Here is a 24,089-nt window from a genome sequence, read left to right as displayed (position 1 = left end):
CACGCCCTCCCGCACATTTTCCCCGCGACCGAAGCATCATGGCCCGAACCGGGATAGCATTCCCCCCATGACCGACCCCACCGCCCCCGGCCCGCTCGCCGCCACCGCCGCGCTGATGGCCGACCCGGCCCGCGCGCGCATGCTCACCGCGATGATGAGCGGTGAGGCGCTGACCGCCGGCGAACTCGCCCGCATTGCCGGGGTGGTGCCGGCCACGGCCAGCGGCCATCTCGCGCGCCTCGCCGAGGGCGGGCTGATCGTGGTCCACGCCCAGGGCCGCCACCGCTACCACCGCCTGGCCTCGGAGGAAGTCGCCGCCGTCATCGAGACGTTGGGCGGCCTCGCCGCCCGCATCGCCCCGCCACGCCCCTGGAAGCATGGCGAGACGGCGCGCCAGTCGCGGCTTTGCTGGAACCATCTGGCCGGGCGGCTCGGCGTCACGCTGCACCAGCGGCTGACCGGCGCCGGCTGGCTGACCCCCGTGCCGGGCGGCTGGGCGGCCTCGGCGGAAGGCCGCGAGCGGCTGGCCGCGACCGGCGTCGATCTCGACGAGGCCATGACGGCGAAGCGCTTCGCCTGCGACTGCATGGACTGGTCCGAACGCCGCCCACACCTGGCCGGCGGGCTGGGCCGTGAGATCGCCACCGCCTGGTTGACCCGCGGCTGGCTGCGCCGCCTGCCGGGGAATGGCGAGGGCGATGTGCTGGCCCGCCGCCGCATCGCCGTCACACCCGAAGGCGCGCGGGGCCTGCACGAAGGCCTTGGCCTCGACGCGGCATGACGCCTGCGACCAGGCTGGTGGTCGCCCTCGCGGCCATGACGGGGCTGAGCCAGTTCCACCGCGCCGCGCTCGGCGTCATCGCGCCCGACCTCACCGCCGAGCTTGCGTTGACCCCGGCCGTGCTCGGCGCGGCGAACGGGATGTTCTTCGCCGCGCTGCTGCTGGCGCAGATCCCGGTCGGCATCGCGCTCGACCGCGCCGGGCCGAGGCGCACGGTGGCGGCACTGACCGGCATCGCGGTGGCCGGCGCGGCGTTCCAGGCCTTCGCGACGGATGGCGCCACGCTGCTGGCGGCGCGCTTCCTGATTGGCCTAGGCTCCGGCGCGTCGTTCATGGCGGCGGTGGTGCTCTGCGCGCGCTGGTACAGCGGGGCGGCGATGACGCTGGCGCTGTCGCGCGTCTTCGCGCTCTCCCAGATGGGCATCCTGCTGGCCGGCGCGCCGCTCGCCGCCGCCTCGGGGCTGCTGGGCTGGCGCGGGGCGCTCGGCGCCTCGGCGCTGCTGACGGCGATCTGCGGGCTGCTGTGGTGGCGCCTGGTGCGCGACGACCCACCCGACCGCCCACCCGTGTTCCGCGAAGCCGAGACGCTGAAGGAAGCGCTGCTCGGCCAACTCTCGATCTGGCGGCTGCCGGGGCTGGCCCGCGTGCTGTCGATCCACCTGGTCGGCTATGCGGCGGCGGCGACGGTGCTGGGGCTCTGGGCCGGGCCGTATCTGGCGGATGTCCACGGGCTCGACGCCACCGGGCGCGGCTGGGCGCTGGCGGCGATGGGCGTCGCGATGCCCGTCGGGCTGTTGCTGATCGGGCCGCTGGAACGCCGCATCGGCGGCCGGCGCGGCATCGTGACGGTCGCCGCCGCGCTGGCCGCTGGGACGCTGTTCGCCCTGGCGCTGTGGCCCGGCGCGCCACTGGGCGCGGCCTTGGTCCTGCTCGTGCTGCTGGTGCTGTTCTCAGCCTTCCCGATCCTGGTGGTGGCGGAAGGGCGATCGCTGTTCCCGGACCACCTGGTCGGGCGCGGGGCGACCACGGTGAACCTCGCGCAGGTGTTGGGCTCCGCGTTGCTGCCGATGGCGATGGGCGCGGTGGTGGGGATGTTTCCCGAGGCCGGCGATGCGCGACCTGAAATGGCGTATCGGGCGGGGTTCGGGGTGTTGGGGGTGGCGTTGGCGGGTGGGGTCGCGGGGTGGTTGCTGTTGCCGCGAGGGGCGGCAAAGTGAAGATCGGGGGAGGAACACCTCCCCCGAATCCCCCTCCGTTTTTTGGCTGTTGGGATGCAGCGTTACGGCAGCAGCGCGCGCGCCTCCGCCCATAGGCGCGCCGTCAGTTCCCCCGCCGGTTCCGCCGCCGCCAACCGCGCCGCCTGCCCGGCCCACATCTGCATCGCCTCGGGGTTGTTCGCCTTCTCCGCCGCCGCGCGCACCGGCGCGAACAGCGCCCGCTGCACCGGGTAGTCCGCCGGCGCCGGCGCCCCGCGCGTCACCGCATTGGCAATGCCACGCCCCAACCGGCCGGAGAAAACCCGCGTCACCATCGTATCCTCCGGCTCGGCCGCCGCGATCGCAGCGGCCCAGACGGGATGGATCGCCGCCTCGGGGCAGCGCAGGTAGCCGGTGCCGATCTGCACCGCACTGGCGCCGAGCGTCAGCGCCGCGGCAATGCCCCGCGCATCAGCAATCCCACCCGTCGCGATCACCGGCACATCCAGCGCATCGGCGAAGCGCGGGATCAGCGCGATGCTGCCGGTCACTTGGCGTTCCGCCGCCGCCGCGTCGAAGGCGCCGCGATGCCCACCCGCCTCCGCCCCCTGCGCCAGAATGGCATCCGCCCCGGCGGCCACCGCCTCCCGCGCCTCGGCGAGCGTCGTCGCTGTGGCGAACCAGGCGATGCCGCGCGCCTTCGCCGCGGCCACCACATCGGCCGGGAACACGCCCATGATGGAGGATATCACTGTCGGCCCCGCCGCCAGCATCGCCGCGCATTGCGCCGCGAAGTCGGGCAGCAGCGGGCCTTCGGGGATCGCCGGGCGTGCGCCATGGCCGGCGAGGTAGTGCGCCATCGCCGCCTCCCGCGCCGCGTCGCGCACGGGCGGCGGGTCGGGGATCCACAGGTTGATCTGGAAGGACCCGTTGGATTGGGCGCGGAAGGCGCCGGCCCAAGCGGCGATGCCCTCCGGCGTCGTGTTCAGCGCGCCGAGGGCGCCCATCCCGCCCGCATTGGCGACCGCCGAGGCCAGTGCCGCCGGCGTCGACCCCGCCATCGGCGCCAGCAGAATCGGCAGGCGCAGGCCGAACCGGTCGCAGAAAGCCTGGGCGCGCCCTGTTGCCGACATGGTCGCGGCATTAATGGTCATGGCTGATCCTCCGGTTGTCGATTCTCCTGCCCCAAGGTGCTCGCCCCCGCAATGCGCAGTTCGCGTCCCCGGCCCGACCTTTTCCTCGAAGCCGGCGCCGGCCGTGTCGCGGGGGTCGATGAGGCCGGACGCGGGCCGCTCGCCGGGCCGGTGGTCGCAGCCGCGGTGGTGTTCCTGCACGAGCCACCCGCAGCGCTCGCCGCGCTCGTCGATGATTCCAAGAAGCTGAAGGCGGCGCAGCGCGAGACCGCCTTCGCCGCGCTCCGCGCCGCCGCCGCCGATGGGCTGGTCGATTTCGGTGTCGGCGCCGCCTCCTCGGCCGAGATCGGCACCGTCAACATCCTGCGCGCGACGCATCTGGCGATGGCGCGCGCCGTCGCACGGCTGTCGCAGTGCCCCGACCTCGCGCTGGTCGATGGCAACCAGGCGCCCGCCCTGCCCTGCCCGGTGCGTTGCGTGGTCGGCGGCGATGCGCTCTCGCTGTCGATCGCCGCCGCCTCGATCCTGGCGAAAGTCGTCCGTGACCGCGCAATGACGCGGCTCGACCCGCGCTGGCCCGGCTATGGCTTCGCGCGCCATGCCGGATACCCCACCGCGGCGCATCTGGCCGCGCTTGAGGCGCTCGGCCCGAGCCCGCATCACCGGCGCGGCTTCCGTCCGGTCGACCAGGCGGTTTTCCGGTTCGCTTGACCTGCCGAGTCGCACAAGCGATTCTGCGGCCTTCGCGTCGGGGGACGGGGTTTCACAGTGGGTACGCAGATCGACACGCCGCTCGACCAGGTTCTGGTCGGGGATTGCATCGCGTGGCTGCGGCACCTGCCGCCGGCCTCGGTGCACGCCATCTTCGCTGACCCGCCCTACAACTTGCAGCTCAAGGGCACGCTGCGGCGGCCCGATGACAGCCTGGTCGATGGCGTGGACGACGAATGGGACCGCTTCGCCGATCTCGGCGCCTATGACGCCTTCACCCGCGATTGGCTGACCGAATGCCGCCGCGTGCTGCGCAAGGATGGCAGCATCTGGGTGATGGGCGCCTATCACAACGTGTTCCGGCTCGGCTCGGCGTTGCAGGACCTTGGCTACTGGATCCTCAACGACGTCATCTGGCGCAAGTCGAACCCGATGCCGAATTTCCGCGGCCGTCGATTCACCAACGCCCATGAGACGCTGGTCTGGGCGGCACGCGGGCCGGAATCCCGCTACCGATTCAACTACGCGGCGATGAAAGCGCTGAACGACGATTTGCAGATGCGCAGCGATTGGCTGATCCCGCTCTGCACCGGCCATGAACGGTTGCGCGACGAGGCCGGCACCAAGCTGCACCCGACGCAGAAGCCCGAGGCGCTGCTGCATCGCGTGATCCTTTCCTGTACCGCGCCGGGCGATGTGATCCTCGACCCCTTCTTCGGGTCGGGCACCACCGGGGCGGTGGCCAAGCGGCTCGGCCGCCGCTTCATCGGCATCGAGCGGGACCAGGGCTATGCCGATGCGGCGCTGCGTCGCATCGCCGCCGTGGAACCGGCCCCCGAGGATGCCGCGGCCGCGCTGCCGTCGAAGAAGGAGCAACCGCGCATCCCCTTCGGCACGCTGGTTGAACGCGGGCTGGTGCCGGCCGGAACGAAGCTGTTCGACCGGCAGAAGCGCTGGGAAGCGCAGGTTGGTGCGGATGGCACGCTGCGCTGCGGGCTCGCCACCGGGTCGATCCACAAGGTTGGCGCGGCGGTGCAGGAAGCGCCGTCCTGCAATGGCTGGCTGTTCTGGCACATCGAAGGCCGCGATGGGCGGCTGAGGGTGCTCGACGAATTGCGCGAGACCATCGCGCGGGGCGCGTGACTACGGGAAGCGCGGGGCGCGTGACTACGGGAAGCGCGGGGCGCGTGAGTACAATGACTGCGCGGCCTGTGACGACACGACATGAGCGACGCCCATGCCCATGACGGGCGCGGTGCGGCGCGGTACTGAACGGCACGCGCGGCGCGCATAGCGAGAGGTCTGAACCATGAGCGACAGCATCGTCTCCGCCGAGGTCACGCCAGGGCCGGCCGTGCCGCCGCCGGGCCGGTCCTGGGGTCGCGCCATCCTGGCCGAGGCGCCCTACCTCATCATGCTGCTCGCGGGCTTCGGCGGCGTCGCCTATGCCAGCGGCGCCGCGACGCCGAACCTGCTCTATTGGCAGATCCTCGCCCCGGTCTTCGGCGCCCTGTGCATTGCCGCCGGCTGGAATGCCGCGGCGGGGCGCGGCCAGCGCATGCGGCTGGTCTGGACCCAGGCGGCGCATTGGGCGGCCTTCCTGGCCGCCATGCTGCTGATGTTCCTGCCCTCGGTGCGCGGGGTGGTGAACGACAATGCCAATGAAATCGGCCTGCTGCTGCTGCTCGGTCTCGGCACTTTCGTGGCCGGCGTCCATGCCGGGTCATGGCGGATCATGGCGGTAGGCGCGGTGCTGGGCGCCTCGGTGCCGGGCGTCGCGATGCTGCAGCAATCGGCGATGCTGATCACCGTCGCCGGTTTGCTGGTGGTGCTGGTGGGTGCGGGGTTCGTTTATGCGCGGGCGCGGATGTGACGGCGGGCGGGCTTCGCCCTGCCCGATCAGGCCCTAAATATTTGAAACGACGCGTTTTAAGATTTTAAAATTCTAGCACTTTACGGCGTCGAGACGGACCGGATGCGGGGGAGCCACAGGATGATTGGAACATAGCAAGAACACGCGCTGAATGCCAGCGCAGCGTGGCCGCAGCACCCCTCAGAGTCAGTTTACAAGGCCCCGCGCCGGGCTTCGAAACGTGCCGGCTGGCACCTGTTGAAAGGGACTGTCAGGCCCCGGCCAGGTCGAGCAGGCGCCGCATCACCGTGGGCACCGCGACGCGGGCGGCGTCGGGTGTCTGCCATTCGCCCTCCGGAGCCGTGCCGCGCGGCAGGGTGGCGGCGAAGAGCACCATCTCCACTTCAAAATGGGTGAAGCCATGGCGGGCGATGCCGGGCACGTCGCGCCAGGGGGCCTCGAGGGGTGCGTGGGCCAGGGCCTCGGCCTTGGGCCAGGGGCTGGCGCGCCAGGGAGTGCCGGGCACTTCCAACATGCCGCCGAGCAACCCCTTGGCCAGGCGTCGGCGCAGCAGGATGCGGCCCTGCGCGTCGGCCAGCAGGAAGTGCGCGCCGTGGCGCAGCGGCCGCGCCGGTTTGGGCGATTTGCGCGGCAGTTCGGCGGCGATACCCGCCTGGCGGGCGCGGCAATCCGCCCGCCAGGGGCAAAGCGCGCAGGCGGGGTTGCGCGGGGTGCAGATGGTGGCGCCGAGGTCGAACAGGCCTTGCGCGAAATCCCCGGGTCGGGCGCGCGCCGCCGGGTCGGCCATGAAGCCGGCGGCGATCTCGGTCAGGCGGGGCTTGGCGCCGGGCAGCGGCTCCTCGATGGCGGCGAGGCGGGCGGTGACGCGTTCGACATTGCCATCGACCGGCACCATCGGCGCGTCGAAGGCGATCGCCGCGACCGCCGAGGCGGTGTAGCGCCCGATCCCGGGCAGGGCCTCGAGGCCGGCGGGCTCGCGCGGGAAGCCGCCGGCCGCCGCGACCGCCTGGGCGCAGGCATGCAGGTTGCGGGCGCGCGCGTAGTAGCCGAGGCCGGCCCATTCTTCCGCAACTTCCGCCCAGTCGGCGGCGGCGAGTGTCTGTACGGTCGGGAAACGCGCCAGGAAACGGGCATAGCGCGGCCCCACCGTCGCCACCGTGGTCTGTTGCAACATCACCTCGGACAGCCAGATACGGTAGGGATCGCGCGCCTGGCCGGGGGCGGCGCGCCAGGGCAGGACCCGGCGATGCCGGTCATACCAGGCGAGCAGATCGGCGGCGGAGGGCAAGGTGTATGGCACGGGATATCGAGGACAGGCGGTTCCTGGGCGGGCCGAGGCCGCTCGGCGCCCTGGTTCCAGCGCTCACACGCCCGGCCTTCAAGCGCAAGAGCCCGGCCGGGGCGCAGATCATGGCGGATTGGACCGAGCTGGTCGGCCCGGCGATCGCCGCCGTCACGCAACCGCTGCGGCTGACCCAGGGGACGCTGACGCTCGCCTGCGCCGGGCCGGTGGCGATGGAGATGCAGCACCTGGCGCCGCAACTGGCGTCACGCATCAATGCCGCGCTGGGCCGGGTGGCGGTGGAGAAGTTCCGATTCGTGCAGCGCGCCCCGGCTGGCGCCGCGCCCCGGAAACCCCGCGAATCGGCGCCGAAACCGCTTCCGGAGCGGGTCGAATCGGCCATCGCGGAGGTCTCATCCCCGGAATTGCGCGAGGCGCTGGCAAGATTGGCCCGCGGCGTCTATCGGGGGCGTTGATCTGCCGATTCCATGGCCTCCCCCTGGGTTCGCCCGCTGGGCCCGCCCCGGTCGGATGGCCCGCCACCATGACGGGAAATACCGATGTCCCTTGATCGCCGCCTCCTGCTGACCGGTTCCGCCAGCCTCCTCGCCGGGGGTGCCGCGTTGCTGCCGCTGCTGGCCAGCCCGGCCGCCGCCCAGGCGCCGGCGGCCCCCGCCGCCCCCGCGGCCGACAATCCGCGCCTGTCCGAGCGCTCGATGGGCGAGGCCTCGGCGCCGATGGTGGTGCAGGAATTCTTCTCGCTGACGTGCAGCCATTGCGGCGCCTTCGGGCGCGAGACCTGGCCGCGGGTGAAGCGGGAACTGGTGCAGACCGGCAAAATCCGCTTCGTGTGGCGCGACTTCCCGCTCGACCAGATCGCACTGCGCGCGGCCGTCGTCGCCCGGTATTTCCCGGTCGAGGTCTATGAGCCCTTCATCGAGACGCTGTTCGGCGCGCAGGACCGCTGGGCCTTCGCCCGCGGCGTCGACCACAAGACCGAGATCGGCAAGATCGCGGCGCTGGCCGGCATGTCGGCCACGACCTTCGAGACCGCCTGGGCGGATGACGCGACCGCCCGCGGCGTGCTCGCGCTGCGGCAGCAGGGGGAGCAGGCCTACAACATCCAGGCGACGCCGACCTTCGTGTTCAACACCCGCGTGGTCTCCGGCGCCATCGCCTTCGACCGCTTCGCCCAGGAAGCGCGGGGCTGATCGATGGATGACGGGCAGGCCGCCCCCGCCGCACCGGAGGAAGAGGATGGGGCGCCGCGCAGCGATGCGCAGCGCCAGGCCTCGGTGCGCGCGACGCTCGCCCGTATCCGCATTGCCGGGTTCAAATCCTTCGCGGAAGCCACGACCGTCGAGGTCCGGCCAGGGCTGACCGGCATCGTCGGGCCGAATGGCTGCGGCAAGTCCAACGTGGTGGAGGCGCTGCGCTGGGCGATGGGGGAGACCTCGGCCAAGGCGATGCGCGGCGGGGAGATGGATGACGTCATCTTCGCCGGCACCGCGACACGCGCCGGGCGCAACCTCGCCGAGGTGACGCTGAGCTTGGAGGATGCCGAGGGGCTCGCCCCACCACCGAACCAGGACCAGCCGGAGCTGGAGATCATGCGCCGCATCAATCGCGGCGAGGGGTCGAATTTCCGGGTGAATGGGCGCGAGATCCGTGCCCGCGACGTGCAGACCATGTTCGCCGATATCGGCTCGGGCGCGCGGGCCTCGGCGATGGTCAGCCAGGGGCGGGTCTCGACGCTGATCCAGGCCAAGCCGGAGGACCGGCGGCAGGTGCTGGAGGAGGCCGCGGGCATCGCCGGGCTGCGCGCGCGGCGGCATGAGGCGGAACTCAAGCTGCGGCAGGCCGAGACCAACATGTCGCGCGCCGAGGATCTGCTCGGGCAGTTGGAGTCCCAGCGCCAGGGGTTGCAGCGGCAGGCGCGGCAGGCGAACCGGTATCGGAACTTGTCGGGGCTGGTGCGGCAGGCGGAAGGGGAATGGCTGGCGATCCTCGCCGCGCGGGCCGAGACCGCCGCGAGCGTGGCGAAGGCGCAGTTCGGTGCGGCGCGGCTGGCTGTCCGCAATGCCGAGGCGGAAGCCGAACGCGCCACCATCGCCGCTTTCGAGGCCGAGCAGGCGATCCCCGCGCCACGCGCCGCCGAGGCCGCCGCGCGCACAGCGCTGGAACGTCGGCGCGTTGAATCCGAAGGCTTGGAAGCTGAGGAGCGGCGGGCGCGCGAGGCGCTGGACGGCGCCGAGGCGCGGCTGGCGCAGATGAGCCGGGACCTCAGCCATGCCGAGGGGGTGTTACGCGATGCCGATGTGGCGCGCGAACGGCTGAGCCAGGAAGCTGAGGCGTTGCGGGCGGTCGAGACCTCCCTGCCCGCCCGCCGAGCCGGCGCCGAGGCCGCGTTGGCCGAGGCCGAGCAGGCCGCTCAGGCCGCGGAGCAGGCCGCCCAGGCCGCCACCGAACAGGCCGCCGAGGCCGCCGCCCGCGTGCAGTCGGCCGGCGAGGCGCGCGGTGCTGCCGAGGCGCGGTTGAAGCGCGCGCAGGAAGGTCATGGCCGGCTGGCGGCAGAGCGTGAGGCCGCGGCCCGCGCCCGCGTGCCGCAGGACGCCCGCAGTGAGGCCGCCGCCGAAGTGGCCGCCGCCGATGCCGCGCTGGATGCCGCCCGCGTTGCGCTGGAGGAGGCGGAGGCGGCGCGCGCCGCCGCCGCCGCCCGGCATGCGGAGGCGCGGCGTGGTGCGTCGGAAGCCGCCAGCATCGCCCAGCGGGTCGAGGCAGAGCGCCATGCCGCGCGGGACCGGCTGACGCGCATCACCGCGCAGCATGCGGCGATGCAGAAGGACCGTGACGCCGCCGCCGCCGAGCATATTCCGCCGGCCGAGCGGGAGGCCGCCGCCGCCACGCTGGCCGGTGCCGAGGGCGCGGTCGAGGAAGCCCGCATCGCGCTGGAAAAGGCCGAGGCGATGCGCGCCTGGGCGGCCGCCGCCCATGCCGAGGCCGGCCGTGCCGCCACCGCCGCCGGGGGCGAGCGGGCGCGCGCCCAGGCCGAGGTCTCGGCGTTGAAGGATGTGTTGAATTCACGCGAGCCGGGGGCGGCGGCGCCGATCCTCGACCAGGTGGGCGTGCCGGCCGGGTTGGAAGCCGCCCTCGGCGCGGCGCTGGGGGAGGCGCTGGAGAGCCCTTCCGATGAGAGTTCGCCGCGGCATTGGCGCAATCTGCCGCCGCTCGATGCCGTGGCGGCGTTGCCCGAGGGCGCGGTGCCGTTGTCGCGGCTGGTCGAGGCGCCGGCGGCGCTGTCGCGGGCGCTGGCACAGATCGGGCTGTTGCCGCGCGGGAGTGATGGCGCGGGGTTGCAGGCGGCGTTGAAGCCGGGGCAGTCGCTGGTCACCGAGGAAGGCGCCTTGTGGCGTTGGGATGGGCATACCGCGCGGGCCGGGGCGCCGACGCCCGGCGCGGTGCGGCTGGCCCAGCGCAATGCGCTGCGGGCGGCCGAGGCGCGGTTGGACCAGGCCGAGGCGGAAGCGGCGACCACCGATGCCGCCCGCGCCGAAGCAGCGAGGCAGGAGGAGGAGGCGCGGCGCACCGAGGCTGCCGCCCGCCAGGCGCGTGCGCGGGCCGATGGCGCGTTGGCCGAGGCGCGGCAGGCGGAGGCAGCCCTGGCCGCTCGTCATGCGCGGGCGGAGAGCCGGTTGGCGGCGATCGAGCCGCAATTGGCACGGCTGGGGGCTGATCGGGCCGAGGCCGAGGCGTTGCTGGAGGCCGCCGAGCAGGCGTTGGCGGCGCTGCCGGACCTCGTCGCGCTGCGCGGGGCGGCCGAGGAGGCCGGGCGGGCCGAGACGCGGGCGCAGGCCGCCGAGCATGCCGCGCGGGAAGGCCGTCGCGCCGCCGAGGCCAATGCCAAGGGCGCGCGGCAGCATGAATCGACGCTGGCCGCGCGTGCGGCGGAGGCGGAGAGCCGGTTGGCCGCGCTGGAGCCGCAATTGGCGCGGCTGGCGGCGGAACTCGCGGAGGCGAGTGCGGCGCAGGCCGAGGCTGTGGCCGCCGAGGCCGCGTTGCCGGACCTTGAGGCGATGCGGGCCGCCGTGGGAGCCGCGCGCGATGCGCTGGCGGCCGCCCGTGGCGCGGAGGTGCAGGCGCGCAGCGATATTGGCGCGCTGGGCAATGAGGCGGTGCGCGTCACCGCGCGGCTCGCTGCCGTGGGTGAGGAAGCCGCGCTGTGGACCACGCGGGGGGCGGATGCCGAGGCGCGGGTCGTTGAATTGCGGCGGCGGGGCGCGGAGGCGCAGGCCGAGCGCGATGGGCTCGCCGAGGCGCCGGAAGATGCCGCGGCGCGGCGCCAGCAGGCCGGGCGGCTGCTCGCCGAATGCGAGGCGAAGCATGCCGCCGCCGATGCCGCGCTGAAGGCCGCCGAGACGGCGCTGCGCGACACTGCCGAGGCGCGGCGCCGGGCGGATGCCGCCTTCGCCGCCGCCCGCGAGGGCCAGGTGCGTGCCGAGGGTGCGGCCGAGGCCGCCGCGACCGCCGAGGAGGCCGTCGCCGCGCGCATCGCCGAGCGGTTGGGCGAGGAGGCGGAGTTGCCCCCCGCCCCTGAGGAACTCTCGGACGCCGCCGAGGAGAAGGCGCGGCGCAAGGTCGAGCGGCTGGCGCGCGAGCGGGACGAGATGGGCCCGGTCAATCTACGCGCCGAGATCGAGGTGGGCGAGATCGAGGAGCGGATCGGCCAGATCACCGGCGATCGCGACGAGGTGACGGCGGCGATCGCCAAGCTGCGCGGGTCGATCGGGCATTTGAACCGCGAGGGGCGCGAACGGCTGCGTGAGGTGTTCGACCGCGTCGATGCCGAGTTCCGCTCGCTGTTCTCGCGGCTGTTCGGCGGCGGGCGGGCGCATCTGGCGCTGGTGGGGTCCGATGATCCGCTGGAAGCCGGGCTTGAGATCTATGCCGAGCCGCCGGGCAAGAAGCTGTCCACGCTGATGCTGCTGTCGGGTGGCGAGCAGGCGTTGACGGCGCTGTCGCTGATCTTCGCGGTGTTCCGCTGCCAGCCCGCGCCGGTCTGCGTGCTCGACGAGGTAGATGCGCCGCTCGATGACGCGAATGTGGAGCGGCTGTGCGACCTGCTGGATGCCATGGCGGCGGAGGCCGGCACGCGCTTCCTGGTGGTGACGCACCACCCGCTGACCATGGCGCGGATGCACCGGCTCTATGGCGTGACCATGCAGGAGCGCGGGGTATCGCGGCTGCTGAGCGTGGATCTCGGGCAGGCGGTGCAGATGGCCGAGGGGCCGGTCGCCGCCTAGGTGCGTTCAGACGGCCGCGGCCCGCACCCCCATCCGGGATACCATTGTTGGCTGGCCGGTTGGGGGGTGTGAGGCCCGCGGCCGCTTCAGCGTGAGCGGAACCTGCTCCAACGGGCGCTCGACGCGCTGCGATAACACTTCGCTTACCGAACCGGTCGTATCAGCTCTGGCTTGGGTTGGAGCTGCCTGCCATGGCCATCGCGCGCCGCGTCGTCCTTGCCGCCCTTGCCGCGCCGGGCCTCGCGGCCGCCGGCGAAGAAGCCGTGCTGGAACTGCATGGCGCGATCGCGCCCCCGGCGCCGCGCCGGCTGAGCCTGTCGCAGATCGACGCCATCGGCCGTGTCGAGTTGGTGACCCACACGCCTTGGACGATCGGGCCGCAACGTTTCGCGGGGCTACCAGTGGGGCAATTGCTTGAGGCGGTCGGCGCACGGGGCAGGACGATGCGCGCCGTGGCGTTGAACGACTACGCGGTCAGCATGCCCATCGCCGAGGCGGTGGCGGCCGGCGCCTTCATGGCCACCCATCAGGACGGCGCGCCGATCCCGGTCCGCCTGCGCGGCCCCTTCTGGATCATCTTTCCCTGGTCACAGCGCCCCGAGCTGGAGAATGCGACGACACGCGGGCGCGCCGTCTGGCAGTTGCAGCGCATCGACATCGCCTGAGGACCGGCAACGCATGTCGATGTCGGGGCGGTGGTGGCGATCGATGGTCCCGCTGATCGGCGCTGGCTTTGCCGCGCTGGTCTTCGTGGCGTCCCTGGTGATCTCGGCCCGGCAGCTTGCCTCGCATGCGGCGCTGGAGGCGGCCGGGCATCGCGTCGGAGTGTGGGAGAGCAGCCAGGCGCTGCTCGAGGCAGCGCGCCTGGGCACCGAGATAGAACGTCTGGCGGCGGGCCGCCCCGGGGCGGCGCGCGCCGTCGCCCTGCGGTACGATATCCTCTGGAGCCGCCTGGTGGCGCTGCAGGAGGGTGACGGGGAGACCCATCGTTCACCGACCCTGTTGTCGGTTCGGGCGGATCTGCCGGCGCTGTTCACCATCCTCGCCGCGATCGAGACCGTGCCCGCGGCGCATCTGGCCGGCGATGCCTTGGCCATCGGCCGCGCGCATGACGCGCTTGCCGCGCTGGTGCTCCGGCTGGGCGATGCGAACCGCGCCCTGCAGCACGACCAGCGCAGGGGCACCGAGGAGGCCGCCGTGGGGTTGCGGCGTCTTCACCGGGCCTTCGCGCTCAGCCTGGTCGGGCTGATCGCCAGCGCGACGCTGCTCTCGGCGCTGCTCTACCTGCTCTGGCGCCGGGCCAGCGGGCTGTTGCAGCGTGCCGAGGCGGCCCAGGCCCGCGCCGGAATGTCGGAACGACTGCTGCGGGTGGTGGTGGATGCGCTGCCGGTCATGGTGTCCGCCCATGACCGGGAGGGACGCTTCGTGCTCGCCAATGCGGCGCTGGCCGGCTTCCACCGCACCACCGAGGCCAACCTGGTGGGCCAGGGCATCGCCGATGCGACCGGCACGGCCGAGGACGCCGCGGATATCGCCGCGGCGCTGGCCAGCGGCACCCAATTGCCGTTCCGGGAGGTCTCGGCGATCGGCCCGGACGGCACGCAGCGCATCCTGCTGACCACCACGGCCCCGGTGGCCGACCCGGGCACGCCGGCCTCGGCGGTGGTGCGCATCAGCCTCGACATCTCCGAACGCAAGGAGGCCGAGGAACAGATCCGCTACATGGCCGAACATGATTCGCTGACCGGCCTGGCCAACCGCCTGCTGTTCACCCGCCGGCTGAACCACGCGCTGGCCGAGGGTGGCATGGTCGCGCTGCACCTGATCGACCTCGACGACTTCAAGGACGTCAACGACACCATGGGCCATGCGGCGGGCGATGCGCTGCTGATGGCCGCCACCAGCCGCATGCGCGCCTGCCTCAAGCCCGGCGACATGCTGGCGCGGCTCGGCGGGGATGAATTCGCCGTGGTTCAGGTCGGCATCACCCGGGTGGACGAGGCCGACGCCGCGGCGGCGCGGATCGTGCGCGCGCTGGGGGCGCCCTATGCGATCGATGGCGCGAGCGTGCCCGCCGGGGCGAGCGTCGGCATCGCGATTGGCCCGGCCGACGGCGTCGATGGGCCGTCCATGCTGCAGCGCGCCGATATCGCGCTGTATCGCGCCAAGGCGGCGGGGCGCGGCCAGTCGCGGCGCTTCTCATGCACGATGGCGGCGGCGCTGACCGACCAGCGGCGGCTCGAGACGGATGTGCAGCAGGCGCTCGAACGGGGCGAGTTGCATTTCGACTACCAGCCGAAATTCCGCCTGTCCGACCTCTCGCTCAGCGGCTGCGAGGCACTGTTGCGCTGGACCCACCCGACGCGCGGGGAGGTGCCGCCCAACATCTTCGTGCCGGCCGCCGAACGCGCCGGGCTCTCGGTACGGCTGGCGCGCGTGACGCTTGAGATGGCGCTGCGCCAGCAACAGGCCTGGCGGGCCCAGGGATATGGCATCGCTGTCGCGGTGAACCTCTCGGCACGGCATATCGTCTCCGGCCAGGCGCCCGACCTGCTGCGCGACGCGCTGGAGGCGACCGGCTGCCGCGCCGAACGACTCGAGATCGAAGTGACCGAAGATGTCTTCATCCGCGACCCGGAGGCGGCCGCGAAGACCCTCGCGAAGCTGCGCGAGATCGGCGTGCGGCTGGCGCTCGATGATTTCGGCACCGGCTATGCCTCGCTCGGCTACCTCCAGCAGCTGCCTTTCGACGTCATCAAGCTGGACCGGTCCTTTGTGGCGGGGCTGGGCACCAGCCTGCGGACGGAACGGATTGTCGATGCCGTGGTGCGCATCGCCCATGGCCTTGGGGCCCGGCTGGTGGCCGAAGGGGTCGAGAGCGCGGTGCATCTGGCGCGGCTGCGCGACATCGGTTGCGACGAGGGCCAGGGCTACCTGCTGGGCCGGCCCTTGGCGCCCGAGGCGCTGGCACGGCTGATGGTACCGGCCGCGGCGCCGGCGGTGCGTGGCGGTGCCGGAGCATCCCTGATCACGGCCGCCTGACCGTGCTATGGTCGCATCGTGCAGGGCGGGCGCTTGTTGCGCTGCGTCACATGCTTGACAGGTGGGGGGGCTGACCGTAAAGCGCCGCCTGCCTTCCGGCGGGGATCCGCCAGGGAGCCAAAGTGAACGAGCGCGACGGTTTCGAGGAACGGTTGCGGCAGGCCAGGACCCATCAGGGACTGGACAAACCGCCTGAAAAGGGCGGGGCGCTGCCGCAGAGCCCCTGGGGATATGGATTGCGCGCGGGGGTCGAGGTTGTCTCGGCCCTGGTTGTCGGCATTGTGATCGGCCTGTTGCTCGATCGCTGGCTGGGGACCTGGCCTTGGCTGTTCCTGGTATTCTTCGTCCTGGGCAGCGTGTCCGGGGTCCTGAACGTCTATCGCCTGTTCAATCCCCGTTCGCGTTCACGCACGCAGTGACAGATCGACGGGGGATCAGCCGGTGGCAGTCGAAGGCAAGACGATCGACGCGCTCAGCCAGTTCGAGCTGTCGCCGATGTTCGGCGTGGTCGGCAAGGCCGTGTCCTTCAGCCAGTCCAACGGGTTCATGCTGCTCGCCGTGGCGCTGTCCGCCGGGCTGATGCTGGTGAGCGCGCGGCGCGGCGCGCTGGTGCCGGACCGGCTGCAGGCGCTCGGCGAAGCGGCCTATGAATTCATTGCCGGCATGGTGCGCGACCAGGTGGGCGACGAGGGCAAGAAGTACTTCCCCTTCGTCTTCTCGGTTTTCATGTTCGTGCTGTTCGGCAACCTGCTGGGCCTGCTGCCCTATGCCTTCACCTTCACCTCGCACATCGCGGTGACGCTGGCGCTGGCGGTGGTGGTGTTCCTGACGGTGACGGCGGTGGCGCTGATGCGCCATGGTTGGCACTTCTTCTCCTACTTCTTCCCCGAGGGCGCGCCGGTGTGGCTGGCGCCGATCATCATCCCGGTCGAGATCATCTCCTACTTCTCCCGTGTGGTGTCCCTCTCGGTTCGTCTTTTCGCGAACATGGTCGCCGGCCACGTCATGCTGAAGGTGTTCGCCACCTTCGTCGTGCTGCTCGGTGGCCTCGGCGCGGTGGGGCCCTTCGTGGCCGCCATGCCGCTCGCGGTGAACGTTGCCCTGGTCGGGTTCGAATTCCTGGTCGCCTTCCTGCAGGCCTATGTCTTCGCCATCCTGACCAGCATCTACCTGCACGACGCGGTGCATCTGCACTGACCCGCCATGTGACCGGGGTGCGTTTGTAAAGACGCGTTCGGACAGAACCTCCATTTCAGGACGGAAGGACGAATACAATGGAAGTCGCCGCTGCGAAGGCCCTTGGGGCTGGTATTGCCGTTATCGCGCTGTTTGGTGTTGGTCTCGGCATCGGCAACATCTTCTCTTCGCTGATCACCAGCGTGGCCCGCAACCCGGCCGCCCGTGACGCCGTGTTCCCGATCGGCATCCTCGGCTTCGCGCTGACGGAAGCGGTGGCGCTGTTCGCGCTGCTGATCGCCTTCCTCATCCTGTTCGCCTGATCCACCGGCCCGGCCGGCCCGCTTCGGCGGGCCGACGGGCATGGCGGACCATGCCCGGGGCGTTGTCTGTTCCGGGCGCAGAGGCGATGGAGATGACGGCAATGCGCCGAGTTATGATGATGGCGGCCGCGGCCGTCACCCTTCCGGCCATGGCGATGGCGGCCAGCACGGGCTCTGTTCCCGTCGATGGCATGCCGCAGCTCGCCTTCGGCCACCCGGAGCAAGGCCCGCTGCTGATCGGCCAGATCGTCTGGCAGCTGATCATCTTCGGTGCGCTCGTCTACATCATGGCCCATGTCGCGCTGCCTCGCGTCGGCGCCGTGATCGAGAATCGCCACAACCGAATCAATGCCGACCTCGAGGCGGCCCAGGCCGCCAAGACCGAGGCCGATGCCGCGATGGCCGCGCACCGCGCCGCCACCGAACAGGCGCGCGCTTCGGCCCGCGCCGCGGTGGCCACCGCGCTGCAGGCCGCGCAGACCGACAGCGACGCCAAGTCGGCGGCGCTCAATGCCCGGTTGAATGCCCAGGTCGCCGAGGCTGAGGCCAGCATCGACGCCTCGCGCACCGCCGCCATGGGCGCGCTGCGGGGCGTTGCCGTCGACACCACCGAGGCGCTGCTGACCAAGCTGATCGGCCGGGCCGACCGCGCGGCGGTCGATGCCGCGGTGACGCGCGAACTCACCGCGCGCGGGAGGGCATGATGCATCAATACGAACATTTCTGGCTCGACCCGAAATTCTGGGTCGCGGTTTCCTTCGTCCTGTTCTTCCTGCTGCTGGGCAAGAAGCTGTGGGGGGCGATCTCCGGTGCCCTGGATGGCCGCGCGGCGGGGATCCGGCGCCAGCTCGACGAAGCCTCGCGCCTGCGCGGTGAAGCCGAGCAGATGCTGAAGGATGCCGAGGCCGAGCGTGCCGCCGCCGCGCAGGAGGCTGAGGCATTACTGGCCAATGCCCGTGCCGAGGCCGAGCGCGTCGCCGCCGCCGCCATGGCCGAGGCCGAGGCGTCGGCCAAGCGTCGCGAGCGCATGGCGCTTGACCGCATCGCCGCGGCTGAGGCGTCGGCCGTTTCCGATGTCCGCAATGCCGCGGCCGAGGTGGCCGGCGCCGCCGCCCGCGCCGTGCTGGCCGAGACGCTCGATGCCGCGACCGATGCGGTGCTGGTGGATCAGAGCCTGAATGACCTGCCCAAGGCGCTGCGCGCCGCCTGAGGCTGTGCGTTAGACGTGATGAGGAAAAGGGCGCCGACCGCGAGGTTGGCGCCCTTTTTCGTTGGTGCGGCGGTGGGGTCATGCCAGCCGCGGTGGGTGATGCGCCGGGGTCGGCAAGAATGGAGGGGCGCCGCCCCTCCAAACCACCCCGCCAAGGTGCCGGGCACTCTGGAATGCCGTCTTTTGATGCAAGGCGGGGGAGGCTTGCTGTACCGGCGCGAGGCGCTTTGTGCGCGAGCACGATCGTCAGGGTTTTTCCTACCCGCGGCGCCCGGCACCATGTCGAGATTTCCAAAGGCCCTTGGGCCTTTGGTGGGGAGAATTCGAGAGGGGAAACGCCCTTCTCGTTTCACGGTCCATGCCAGGATGCCAAACGGACGGTCACACCCTTTCACTCCGGCGCGTGATGGGCCAGCATCCGCGCCACATCGCAACGCTCGGGATCATGTCGCATGTCGTTACGCCTTACCCTCGCCGCCGCATTGCTCGCAGGCTCAGCCCTCGCCGCCCAGGCGGAGACCTTCCGCTGGGCCAATGACGGCGACGTCAATTCGATGGACCCCTATGCGCGGCAGGAGACCTTCCTGCTGTCGTTCAATGCCAACATCTATGAGCCGCTGGTGCGCCGCAACGCGCAGATGCAGGTGGAACCGGCGCTCGCCGAGCGATGGGAGAACGTCTCGCCGACGGTGTGGCGCTTCCATCTGCGCCGCAATGCGCGCTTCTCGGACGGCACGCCGTTCACGGCGGATGACGTGCTGTTCAGCGCCGAGCGCGCGCGCGGGCCGGGGTCGAACATCCAAGGCGTGCTCGCCGCGGTGAAGGAAGTGCGCCGCGTCGATGACTTCACGGTGGATTTCGAGACCAGCGTGCCGGACCCGATCCTGCTCCAGGAGATCACCAACTGGGGCATGATGAGCCGCGCCTGGGCAAACCAGCACAATGCCCAGCGGCCGGCCGACATTACCTCGCGCGAGGAGAATTTCGCCACGCGCAACGCCATGGGCACCGGGCCGTTCCTGCTGTCCTCGCGTGAGCCGGACCGGCGCACGGTGCTGGTGCCCAACCCGGCCTGGTGGGACACGCCGCGCCACAACGTCACGCGCGCCGAGCTGAATGTCATTTCGAATGACGCGACGCGCGTCGCCGCGCTGCTCTCGGGCGAGCTCGACTTCGTCTACACGGTGCCGCCGCAGGATGTAGAGCGCATCCGCCGCTCGCCAGGTGTCTCGATCCTGCAGGGGCCGGAGCTGCGCACGATCTATCTCGGCATGGACCAGATGCGGCCGCAGTTGCTGAAGTCCGACGTGACGGGGCGCAACCCGTTCCAGGATGTGCGGGTGCGTCGCGCCATGCTGCTGGCGATCGACGTGAATGCCATCCAGCGCACGGTGATGCGCGGCCAGTCGCGGCCGACCAACCTGCTGTATGGGCCGGGCGTGAATGGCTTCCTCGAGGCCGATGATGTGCGCCCGGCGGTGAATGTCGCCGAGGGCCGCCGCCTGCTGACCGAGGCCGGCTTCCCGAACGGCTTCGGCGTGACGATGGACTGCCCGAACGACCGCTACGTGAATGACGAGGCGACCTGCACCGCGATCACCGCCATGCTGGCGCGCGTGGGCATCCGCGTAACGCTGAACGCACAGACGCGCGCGCGGTATTTCGCCGAGATCAACGGGCCGCGCTACAACACGTCGTTCTATATGCTCGGGTGGACGCCTTCGACCGGCGATGCGCACAACGCGCTGTACAATTTGGCGGCGACGCGCGGCGGGGCTCGCGGCGTGTTCAACAGCGCCGGCTACTCGAACCCGCAATTCGACGCGCTGGTCGACCGCATCGCGGTGGAAACCAACGAGGCCCAGCGCCAGCGGCTGATCTCCGAGGCAAGCAAGGTGCTGCGCGACGACGTCGCGTTCATCCCGCTGCACCAGCAGCAGATCGTCTGGGCGGTGCGACAGGGCTGGACGGTGGTGCAGACCGCCGACAACTACTTCCAGCTGCGCTTCGTGCGGCACGGGCAGTAAGCGCGTCGCGCAACAAAGGGCTGGAGGGGCGGCGTCCCCTCCGGCCTTGCGCGCCCTCCTCTACTCCGCCCGTGCGCCCGAGGCGCGCACCGCTTCGCGCCAGCGCGCGCTTTCCGCCGCCACGAAGGCCGGCAGCTCGCCACGCGGGATGGGCATCGGTTCGAAGGCGCGTTCGCGGAACAGCGTCGCCAGTTCGGGCCCGGCGAGGGCCTTGCGGGTTTCGCTGTCGATGCGCGCGACCACCGCCTCGGGCGTGCCGTTCAGCGCGAACAGGCCGGTCCAGTTCACCGAGAGGAAGCCCGGCAGCACCGAAGCGATCGGCTGCACGCCCGGCAGCGCGGCATTCGGTTCGGCGGAGGCGACGCCGAGCGCCCGTACCCCGCCGCCCTGCACCTGCGGCAGCGCCGTCCCCAGCCCGTCGAACATCATCGGCACATTGCCGGCGACGAGGTCGGTCATCGCCGGCGCGCTGCCGCGATAGGGCACATGCGTCATCTCGACGCCGACCGCGGCACGGAACATCTCGCCGGTCAGATGCAACTGCGAGCCGGTGCCGGAGGAGCCGTAGTTCACCTTGCCCGGATTGGCGCGGATATAGGCGATGAGGTCAGGCAGCGTCGTCATCGGCAGCACACGCGGATTAACGACCAGCACATTGGGCTGCTGCGCAAGCATGGCCACCGGCACGAAATCGGTGTCCGGGTTGAAGGGCAGCCGGGCGTACAGCGCCTTGTTGATGCAGATGAGCGAGGCGGTCGCCACCAGCAGCGTGTGGCCATCGGGCTCGGCGCGGGCGAAGGCCTCGCCGGCGAGTGTGCCGCCGGCACCGCCGCGGTTGTCGATCACCACCGGTTGGCCCAGCGCCTCGGCCAGCCGCGCGCCAACCGCGCGCGCCAGGATGTCGGTGGTGCCGCCGGCCGCGAAGGGGACCAGGATGCGCAGCGGGCGCGAGGGGAAGGCCGCCTGGGCACGGACGGGGGCGACGAGCGCGGCGGTGGCCGTGAATGCCAGCGCGGCGCGTCGGGTGATCCTCGGCATCGGTATGCTCTCCTGTTCGTGATTGGCCGGCAGTCTAGGCCCGCAACGGCGCCAAGAGCATCCCCGCGAGCCTGTCATCCCCGGCGCCTTCGAGCAGCATCACAAGCACGGCGCGTGCCTGCGCCTCCCCCAGCACGGGCGCGGCGAAGCGGAGGAACTTCTCGCAGGTGGCCGCCACGCTCATCGGCAGGGCGGGGTCGCCGGGCACTTGGTCTGCTCGGGCTTCCAGCACGGTGCCGTCCTGCAGAGTGACGGCGAGCCCGGCGCCGCGGTCACCCGTTGCGGTCAGGTCGGGGTCCTCGAGCAGGGTGACCAGCGCCTCAAGGCCGCGCAGGGCGGGATCGGCGAGCGCCGCATCGGTGTAGGCGGCCGGGCCGAGATCCCCCTGCAGCAGCGCCGCCGCGACCGCCCAGGAGAGGCTGAACTGCGCCGCGATGGCGCTGGTCGGCGCCCGGTTGGCGGCGTAGCGCAGCGCCTCGGCATAGGTGGCGAGGGTGACCGAGCGCACCTCGGCCAGCCGTAGCCCGAGGCCGGCGCGCAATTCGATCGCCGCGGCCGCCGCGTAATGCGCGTGGCGCACCCCGGCGAAGGGCTTGATGTAGGCTTCCTCGAGCAGCCATTGGCCGAGTGGCGCGACCACCGCCGGCTGGTCGAGGCCGAGGGCGAGGTGGCGCGCCTGGGCGAAGCCACCCTCCGGCGCGTCCATCCCGGCGAGCGCCCCGGCGGCGGCCAAGGTGCCGAGCAGGACCGCATGGCCCGGATAGGTGTTGCGCCCATCCATCCCGGCGGCGATCGGCGCGTAGAGCGTGAACGGCACCTGGCAGCCCGCCAGGCGCACCGCGCGCGCCGCCGCGGCCTGGTCCCCGCCGGCGAGCCGTGCGGCCGCCGCGGCGGCCCCCAGCGCGTGCCAGGAGCCATCGACATGCATGCCGGGACGGATGCGCCAGGCCTCCCCGGCGCGGCCGGCGACCTCATAGCCCAGGGCAAAGGCGGCGAGCGCCTCGCCCAGGGTGGCGCGGCCTTCCGCCAGCGCGGCGATGCACAAGGGGGCGACCGCCAGCGCCGGGCGGCCATGGGCGCGGGCGAGGCCTTCATTCGCCTCGTCCCAGCACATGGCAGCGGCGAGCAGCGTCGCGGCACCGGCCTGCGACAGGCCGGACGCGATGCCGTTGATGTGGATGGGGCCGGGCATGGTGATGGCCAGCGCCGCGCCGAAGTCGCGCGGCCTGGCATGGTCGAGGCCGGCCAGCATGCAGCCAAGGCTGTCAGCCAGCAGCAGTCGCGCCCTGCCCGCCGCCACCGAACCGGGCGGCGGGCCGTTCCAGGCGACATTGATCGCCCGTTCGGGGAGCAAGCCCGTCAGCGCGCCCGCGCCTGGATCTGCGCCAGCGAGTTGGCGAAGCTGTCCTCGACGACTCGGAACCAGGTCTGCTGGTCGAGGCGGAAGCGGTCCCACTGCGCGTGGATCTCCTTGAACCGGGCGTTGCGGCCGCCAAGCTCGGCATAGAGTTCCTGCGTGGTATTGTAGCAGGCAGTGAGCACGTCGCGCGGGAATTGACGAAGCTGGGTGCCGCCGGCGATCAGCCGCCGCAGCGCGGGCGGGTTCAGCGCATCGTAGCGGCCGGTCATGAACACGTAGCCGTCGCCGCAGGCGGTTTCGAGCGCCGCCTTGAATTGCGGCGGCAGGCCTTCCCAGGCGCCCTTGTTGACCATCATGGCGATCGAGGGACCAGGCTCCCACCAGCCCGGGAAGTAGTAGTACTGCGCGACGCGCTGGAAGCCGAGCTTCTCGTCGTCATAGGGGCCGACCCATTCGGCGCCGTCGATCACGCCGCGTTCGAGGGCCGGGTAGATGTCCGACCCGCCGAGCTGCTGCGACACGGCGCCGAGCTTGTTGAAGACCTCCCCGGCATAGCCGGCGATGCGGAACTTCAGGCCGCGCAGATCCTCGACGGACTTGATCTCCTTGCGAAACCAGCCGCCCATCTGCGCCCCGGTATTGCCGCCGAGCAGGCAGACCACGCCCTGGTCGGCGAAGACGGGGGCCATGAGTTCGGAGCCGCCGCCATTGTGCCACCAGGCATATTGCTGGCGCGAGTTCAGGCCGAAGGGCACGCAGGAACCGAAGGCCAGCGAGGGGTCCTTGCCGGTGTAGTAATAGGGCGCCGACCAGCCCATCTCGACCGAGCCCGACCCGGCGGCGTCGAGCACCTGCAGCGCCGGGACGATCTCACCGGGCGCGAAGGGCTGGATCTGGAAGGCGCCATCGGTGATTTCGCTGACGCGGCGGCAGATGTGTTCCTGCGTGCCGTAGAGCGTATCGAGCGACTTCGGAAAGCTGCCCGGGCAGCGCCAGCGGATACGCGGCTGCGCATTGGCGACATGCGGGGCAGCCACAGCGGCGATGGCGGCACCCGCGGCACCACCGGCAACGAAACGACGACGATCCATTCTTGGTCTCACTCCCCTTCGGGCTTATGCCCTGTAATGGGAGGAGAATGGCCGGGGCTGGCGGGATGCGCAACGCGCGGGAATGTCAGCTCTCGCCGCCTTCGGGGCCGTAGAAGATCACCCAGACGGCGAGGTCATCGGAGAACGCCTCGAAGCGGTGCTCGGCCCCGGCCGGGACCCAGAGCATGTCGCCGGGCGCGAAGGGCGCGCGCTGCCCGTCGCACAGGAAGGTGCCCTGACCGCTGATGACGACATAGGCCTCGTCGCGCGTATGTGGGACCTGCGGGTCGGTGCCGCGTGGGGCGTAGTAACGCGCTTCAAAGGTGCCGCGGGTGAGGATGTGGGCCGACAGGCGGCCGGGTTCATTCGGCGTGGCGGCGGCCTCGGCGGCGGGGAAGACGAAGCTGGACATGTGGGAATGCTGCGCGCGGGGGCGTGCGCGTGGCAAGCGCGGTGCGGGCATCGGCGTAGAATGCGGCGCCTGACCTGACCTCGGCGGCACCGTCGCCAGGTCGCCGACGCCGGGCGACTGACATGCGGGGCTGC

General features: G+C 71.6%; 22 protein-coding genes. 16 read left to right on the top strand and 6 right to left on the bottom strand.

Annotated elements, in window-relative coordinates; translation table 11 throughout:
- Positions 1-67: 67 nt before the first annotated feature.
- Together IEY36_RS11805 and IEY36_RS11800 are read left to right on the top strand one after the other, a co-directional pair.
- Positions 68-781 carry an ArsR/SmtB family transcription factor gene (locus IEY36_RS11805; RefSeq protein WP_188967266.1) on the top strand — a complete coding sequence of 238 codons (714 nt, stop codon included), beginning with the start codon at positions 68-70 and terminating at the stop codon, positions 779-781.
- Positions 778-1,998 (top strand): MFS transporter, encoded by a 1,221-nt coding sequence (locus IEY36_RS11800; RefSeq protein ID WP_188967265.1) that lies wholly within the window; start codon positions 778-780, stop codon positions 1,996-1,998. Before IEY36_RS11805 ends, IEY36_RS11800 begins: the two co-directional genes overlap by 4 nt.
- A 62-nt stretch (positions 1,999-2,060) precedes the next feature.
- Here the strand turns inward: IEY36_RS11800 and IEY36_RS11795 are convergent, their stop codons facing one another.
- On the bottom strand, positions 2,061-3,131 hold the full coding sequence (locus IEY36_RS11795) for an NAD(P)H-dependent flavin oxidoreductase (RefSeq protein WP_188967264.1): 1,071 nt from the start codon (positions 3,129-3,131) through the stop codon (positions 2,061-2,063).
- 51 nt (positions 3,132-3,182) lie between these two features.
- Here IEY36_RS11795 and IEY36_RS11790 point away from each other — a divergent pair, with 51 nt between their 5' ends.
- The 3 genes from IEY36_RS11790 to IEY36_RS11780 all read left to right on the top strand — a co-directional run bounded on the left by IEY36_RS11790 (position 3,183) and on the right by IEY36_RS11780 (position 5,694).
- Positions 3,183-3,821 carry a ribonuclease HII gene (locus tag IEY36_RS11790; protein ID WP_188967263.1) on the top strand — a complete coding sequence of 213 codons (639 nt, stop codon included), beginning with the start codon at positions 3,183-3,185 and terminating at the stop codon, positions 3,819-3,821.
- Positions 3,822-3,878: 57 nt separating this feature from the next.
- A complete protein-coding gene (locus IEY36_RS11785; RefSeq protein WP_188967262.1) occupies positions 3,879-4,964 on the top strand; it encodes a site-specific DNA-methyltransferase in 1,086 nt (361 codons plus the stop codon).
- 166 nt (positions 4,965-5,130) lie between these two features.
- Entirely contained in the window at positions 5,131-5,694 is a 564-nt protein-coding gene (locus IEY36_RS11780; RefSeq protein WP_188967261.1) for a hypothetical protein, read from the top strand.
- A gap of 250 nt (positions 5,695-5,944) precedes the next feature.
- On the opposite strand, the gene IEY36_RS11775 is transcribed toward IEY36_RS11780, so the two are convergent.
- Positions 5,945-6,994: an A/G-specific adenine glycosylase gene (locus IEY36_RS11775; RefSeq protein ID WP_188967260.1), complete on the bottom strand. Its 1,050-nt coding sequence runs from the start codon at positions 6,992-6,994 to the stop codon at positions 5,945-5,947.
- Here IEY36_RS11775 and IEY36_RS11770 point away from each other — a divergent pair.
- The 11 genes from IEY36_RS11770 to IEY36_RS11720 all read left to right on the top strand — a co-directional run bounded on the left by IEY36_RS11770 (position 6,988) and on the right by IEY36_RS11720 (position 20,054).
- Positions 6,988-7,452 carry a DUF721 domain-containing protein gene (locus IEY36_RS11770; protein WP_188967259.1) on the top strand — a complete coding sequence of 155 codons (465 nt, stop codon included), beginning with the start codon at positions 6,988-6,990 and terminating at the stop codon, positions 7,450-7,452. The genes IEY36_RS11775 and IEY36_RS11770 overlap by 7 nt on opposite strands.
- Positions 7,453-7,536: 84 nt before the next feature.
- A complete protein-coding gene (locus IEY36_RS11765) occupies positions 7,537-8,187 on the top strand; it encodes a DsbA family protein (protein WP_188967258.1) in 651 nt (216 codons plus the stop codon).
- A 3-nt stretch (positions 8,188-8,190) separates the two neighbouring features.
- Positions 8,191-12,276, top strand: coding sequence for a chromosome segregation SMC family protein (locus IEY36_RS11760; RefSeq protein ID WP_188967257.1), 4,086 nt, complete (start codon positions 8,191-8,193; stop codon positions 12,274-12,276).
- A 191-nt stretch (positions 12,277-12,467) separates the two neighbouring features.
- Positions 12,468-12,941 (top strand): molybdopterin-dependent oxidoreductase, encoded by a 474-nt coding sequence (locus IEY36_RS11755; RefSeq protein ID WP_188967256.1) that lies wholly within the window; start codon positions 12,468-12,470, stop codon positions 12,939-12,941.
- 43 nt (positions 12,942-12,984) lie between these two features.
- Positions 12,985-15,318 (top strand): putative bifunctional diguanylate cyclase/phosphodiesterase, encoded by a 2,334-nt coding sequence (locus IEY36_RS11750; protein ID WP_188967255.1) that lies wholly within the window; start codon positions 12,985-12,987, stop codon positions 15,316-15,318.
- 122 nt (positions 15,319-15,440) lie between these two features.
- A complete protein-coding gene (locus IEY36_RS11745; protein ID WP_188967254.1) occupies positions 15,441-15,737 on the top strand; it encodes an AtpZ/AtpI family protein in 297 nt (98 codons plus the stop codon).
- Between the two features lie 22 nt (positions 15,738-15,759).
- Positions 15,760-16,515, top strand: a complete 756-nt coding sequence (locus tag IEY36_RS11740) for a F0F1 ATP synthase subunit A (protein WP_188967253.1) — start codon at positions 15,760-15,762, stop codon at positions 16,513-16,515.
- 77 nt (positions 16,516-16,592) lie between these two features.
- Positions 16,593-16,817, top strand: a complete 225-nt coding sequence (locus IEY36_RS11735) for an ATP synthase subunit C family protein (protein WP_131546781.1) — start codon at positions 16,593-16,595, stop codon at positions 16,815-16,817.
- 101 nt (positions 16,818-16,918) lie between these two features.
- On the top strand, positions 16,919-17,521 hold the full coding sequence (locus IEY36_RS11730) for a F0F1 ATP synthase subunit B family protein (protein WP_188967252.1): 603 nt from the start codon (positions 16,919-16,921) through the stop codon (positions 17,519-17,521).
- Positions 17,521-18,027 carry a F0F1 ATP synthase subunit B family protein gene (locus tag IEY36_RS11725; RefSeq protein WP_188967424.1) on the top strand — a complete coding sequence of 169 codons (507 nt, stop codon included), beginning with the start codon at positions 17,521-17,523 and terminating at the stop codon, positions 18,025-18,027. Before IEY36_RS11730 ends, IEY36_RS11725 begins: the two co-directional genes overlap by 1 nt.
- Before the next feature lie 452 nt (positions 18,028-18,479).
- Positions 18,480-20,054 carry an ABC transporter substrate-binding protein gene (locus tag IEY36_RS11720; RefSeq protein ID WP_188967251.1) on the top strand — a complete coding sequence of 525 codons (1,575 nt, stop codon included), beginning with the start codon at positions 18,480-18,482 and terminating at the stop codon, positions 20,052-20,054.
- A gap of 60 nt (positions 20,055-20,114) precedes the next feature.
- Here the strand turns inward: IEY36_RS11720 and IEY36_RS11715 are convergent, their stop codons facing one another.
- The 4 genes from IEY36_RS11715 to IEY36_RS11700 form a co-directional block, all read right to left on the bottom strand.
- A complete protein-coding gene (locus IEY36_RS11715) occupies positions 20,115-21,092 on the bottom strand; it encodes a Bug family tripartite tricarboxylate transporter substrate binding protein (RefSeq protein ID WP_188967250.1) in 978 nt (325 codons plus the stop codon).
- A 34-nt stretch (positions 21,093-21,126) separates the two neighbouring features.
- The gene (locus tag IEY36_RS11710; protein WP_188967249.1) at positions 21,127-22,446 is read right to left on the bottom strand and encodes an MmgE/PrpD family protein; all 1,320 of its coding nucleotides are present in this window, start codon (positions 22,444-22,446) and stop codon (positions 21,127-21,129) included.
- Positions 22,447-22,451: 5 nt separating this feature from the next.
- Complete coding sequence (locus IEY36_RS11705) at positions 22,452-23,543, bottom strand: TRAP transporter substrate-binding protein (RefSeq protein ID WP_188967248.1); 1,092 nt, start codon at positions 23,541-23,543, stop codon at positions 22,452-22,454.
- Between the two features lie 85 nt (positions 23,544-23,628).
- The gene (locus tag IEY36_RS11700; RefSeq protein WP_188967247.1) at positions 23,629-23,955 is read right to left on the bottom strand and encodes a cupin domain-containing protein; all 327 of its coding nucleotides are present in this window, start codon (positions 23,953-23,955) and stop codon (positions 23,629-23,631) included.
- Positions 23,956-24,089 lie beyond the last annotated feature (134 nt).

It is taken from the genome of Neoroseomonas lacus (genome assembly GCF_014644535.1).
GTDB classification, from domain to species: Bacteria; Pseudomonadota; Alphaproteobacteria; order Acetobacterales; family Acetobacteraceae; genus Neoroseomonas; species Neoroseomonas lacus.
The sequence above is the reverse complement of the archived record's forward strand: the minus strand, read 5'-3'. Positions and strand labels throughout refer to the sequence as shown.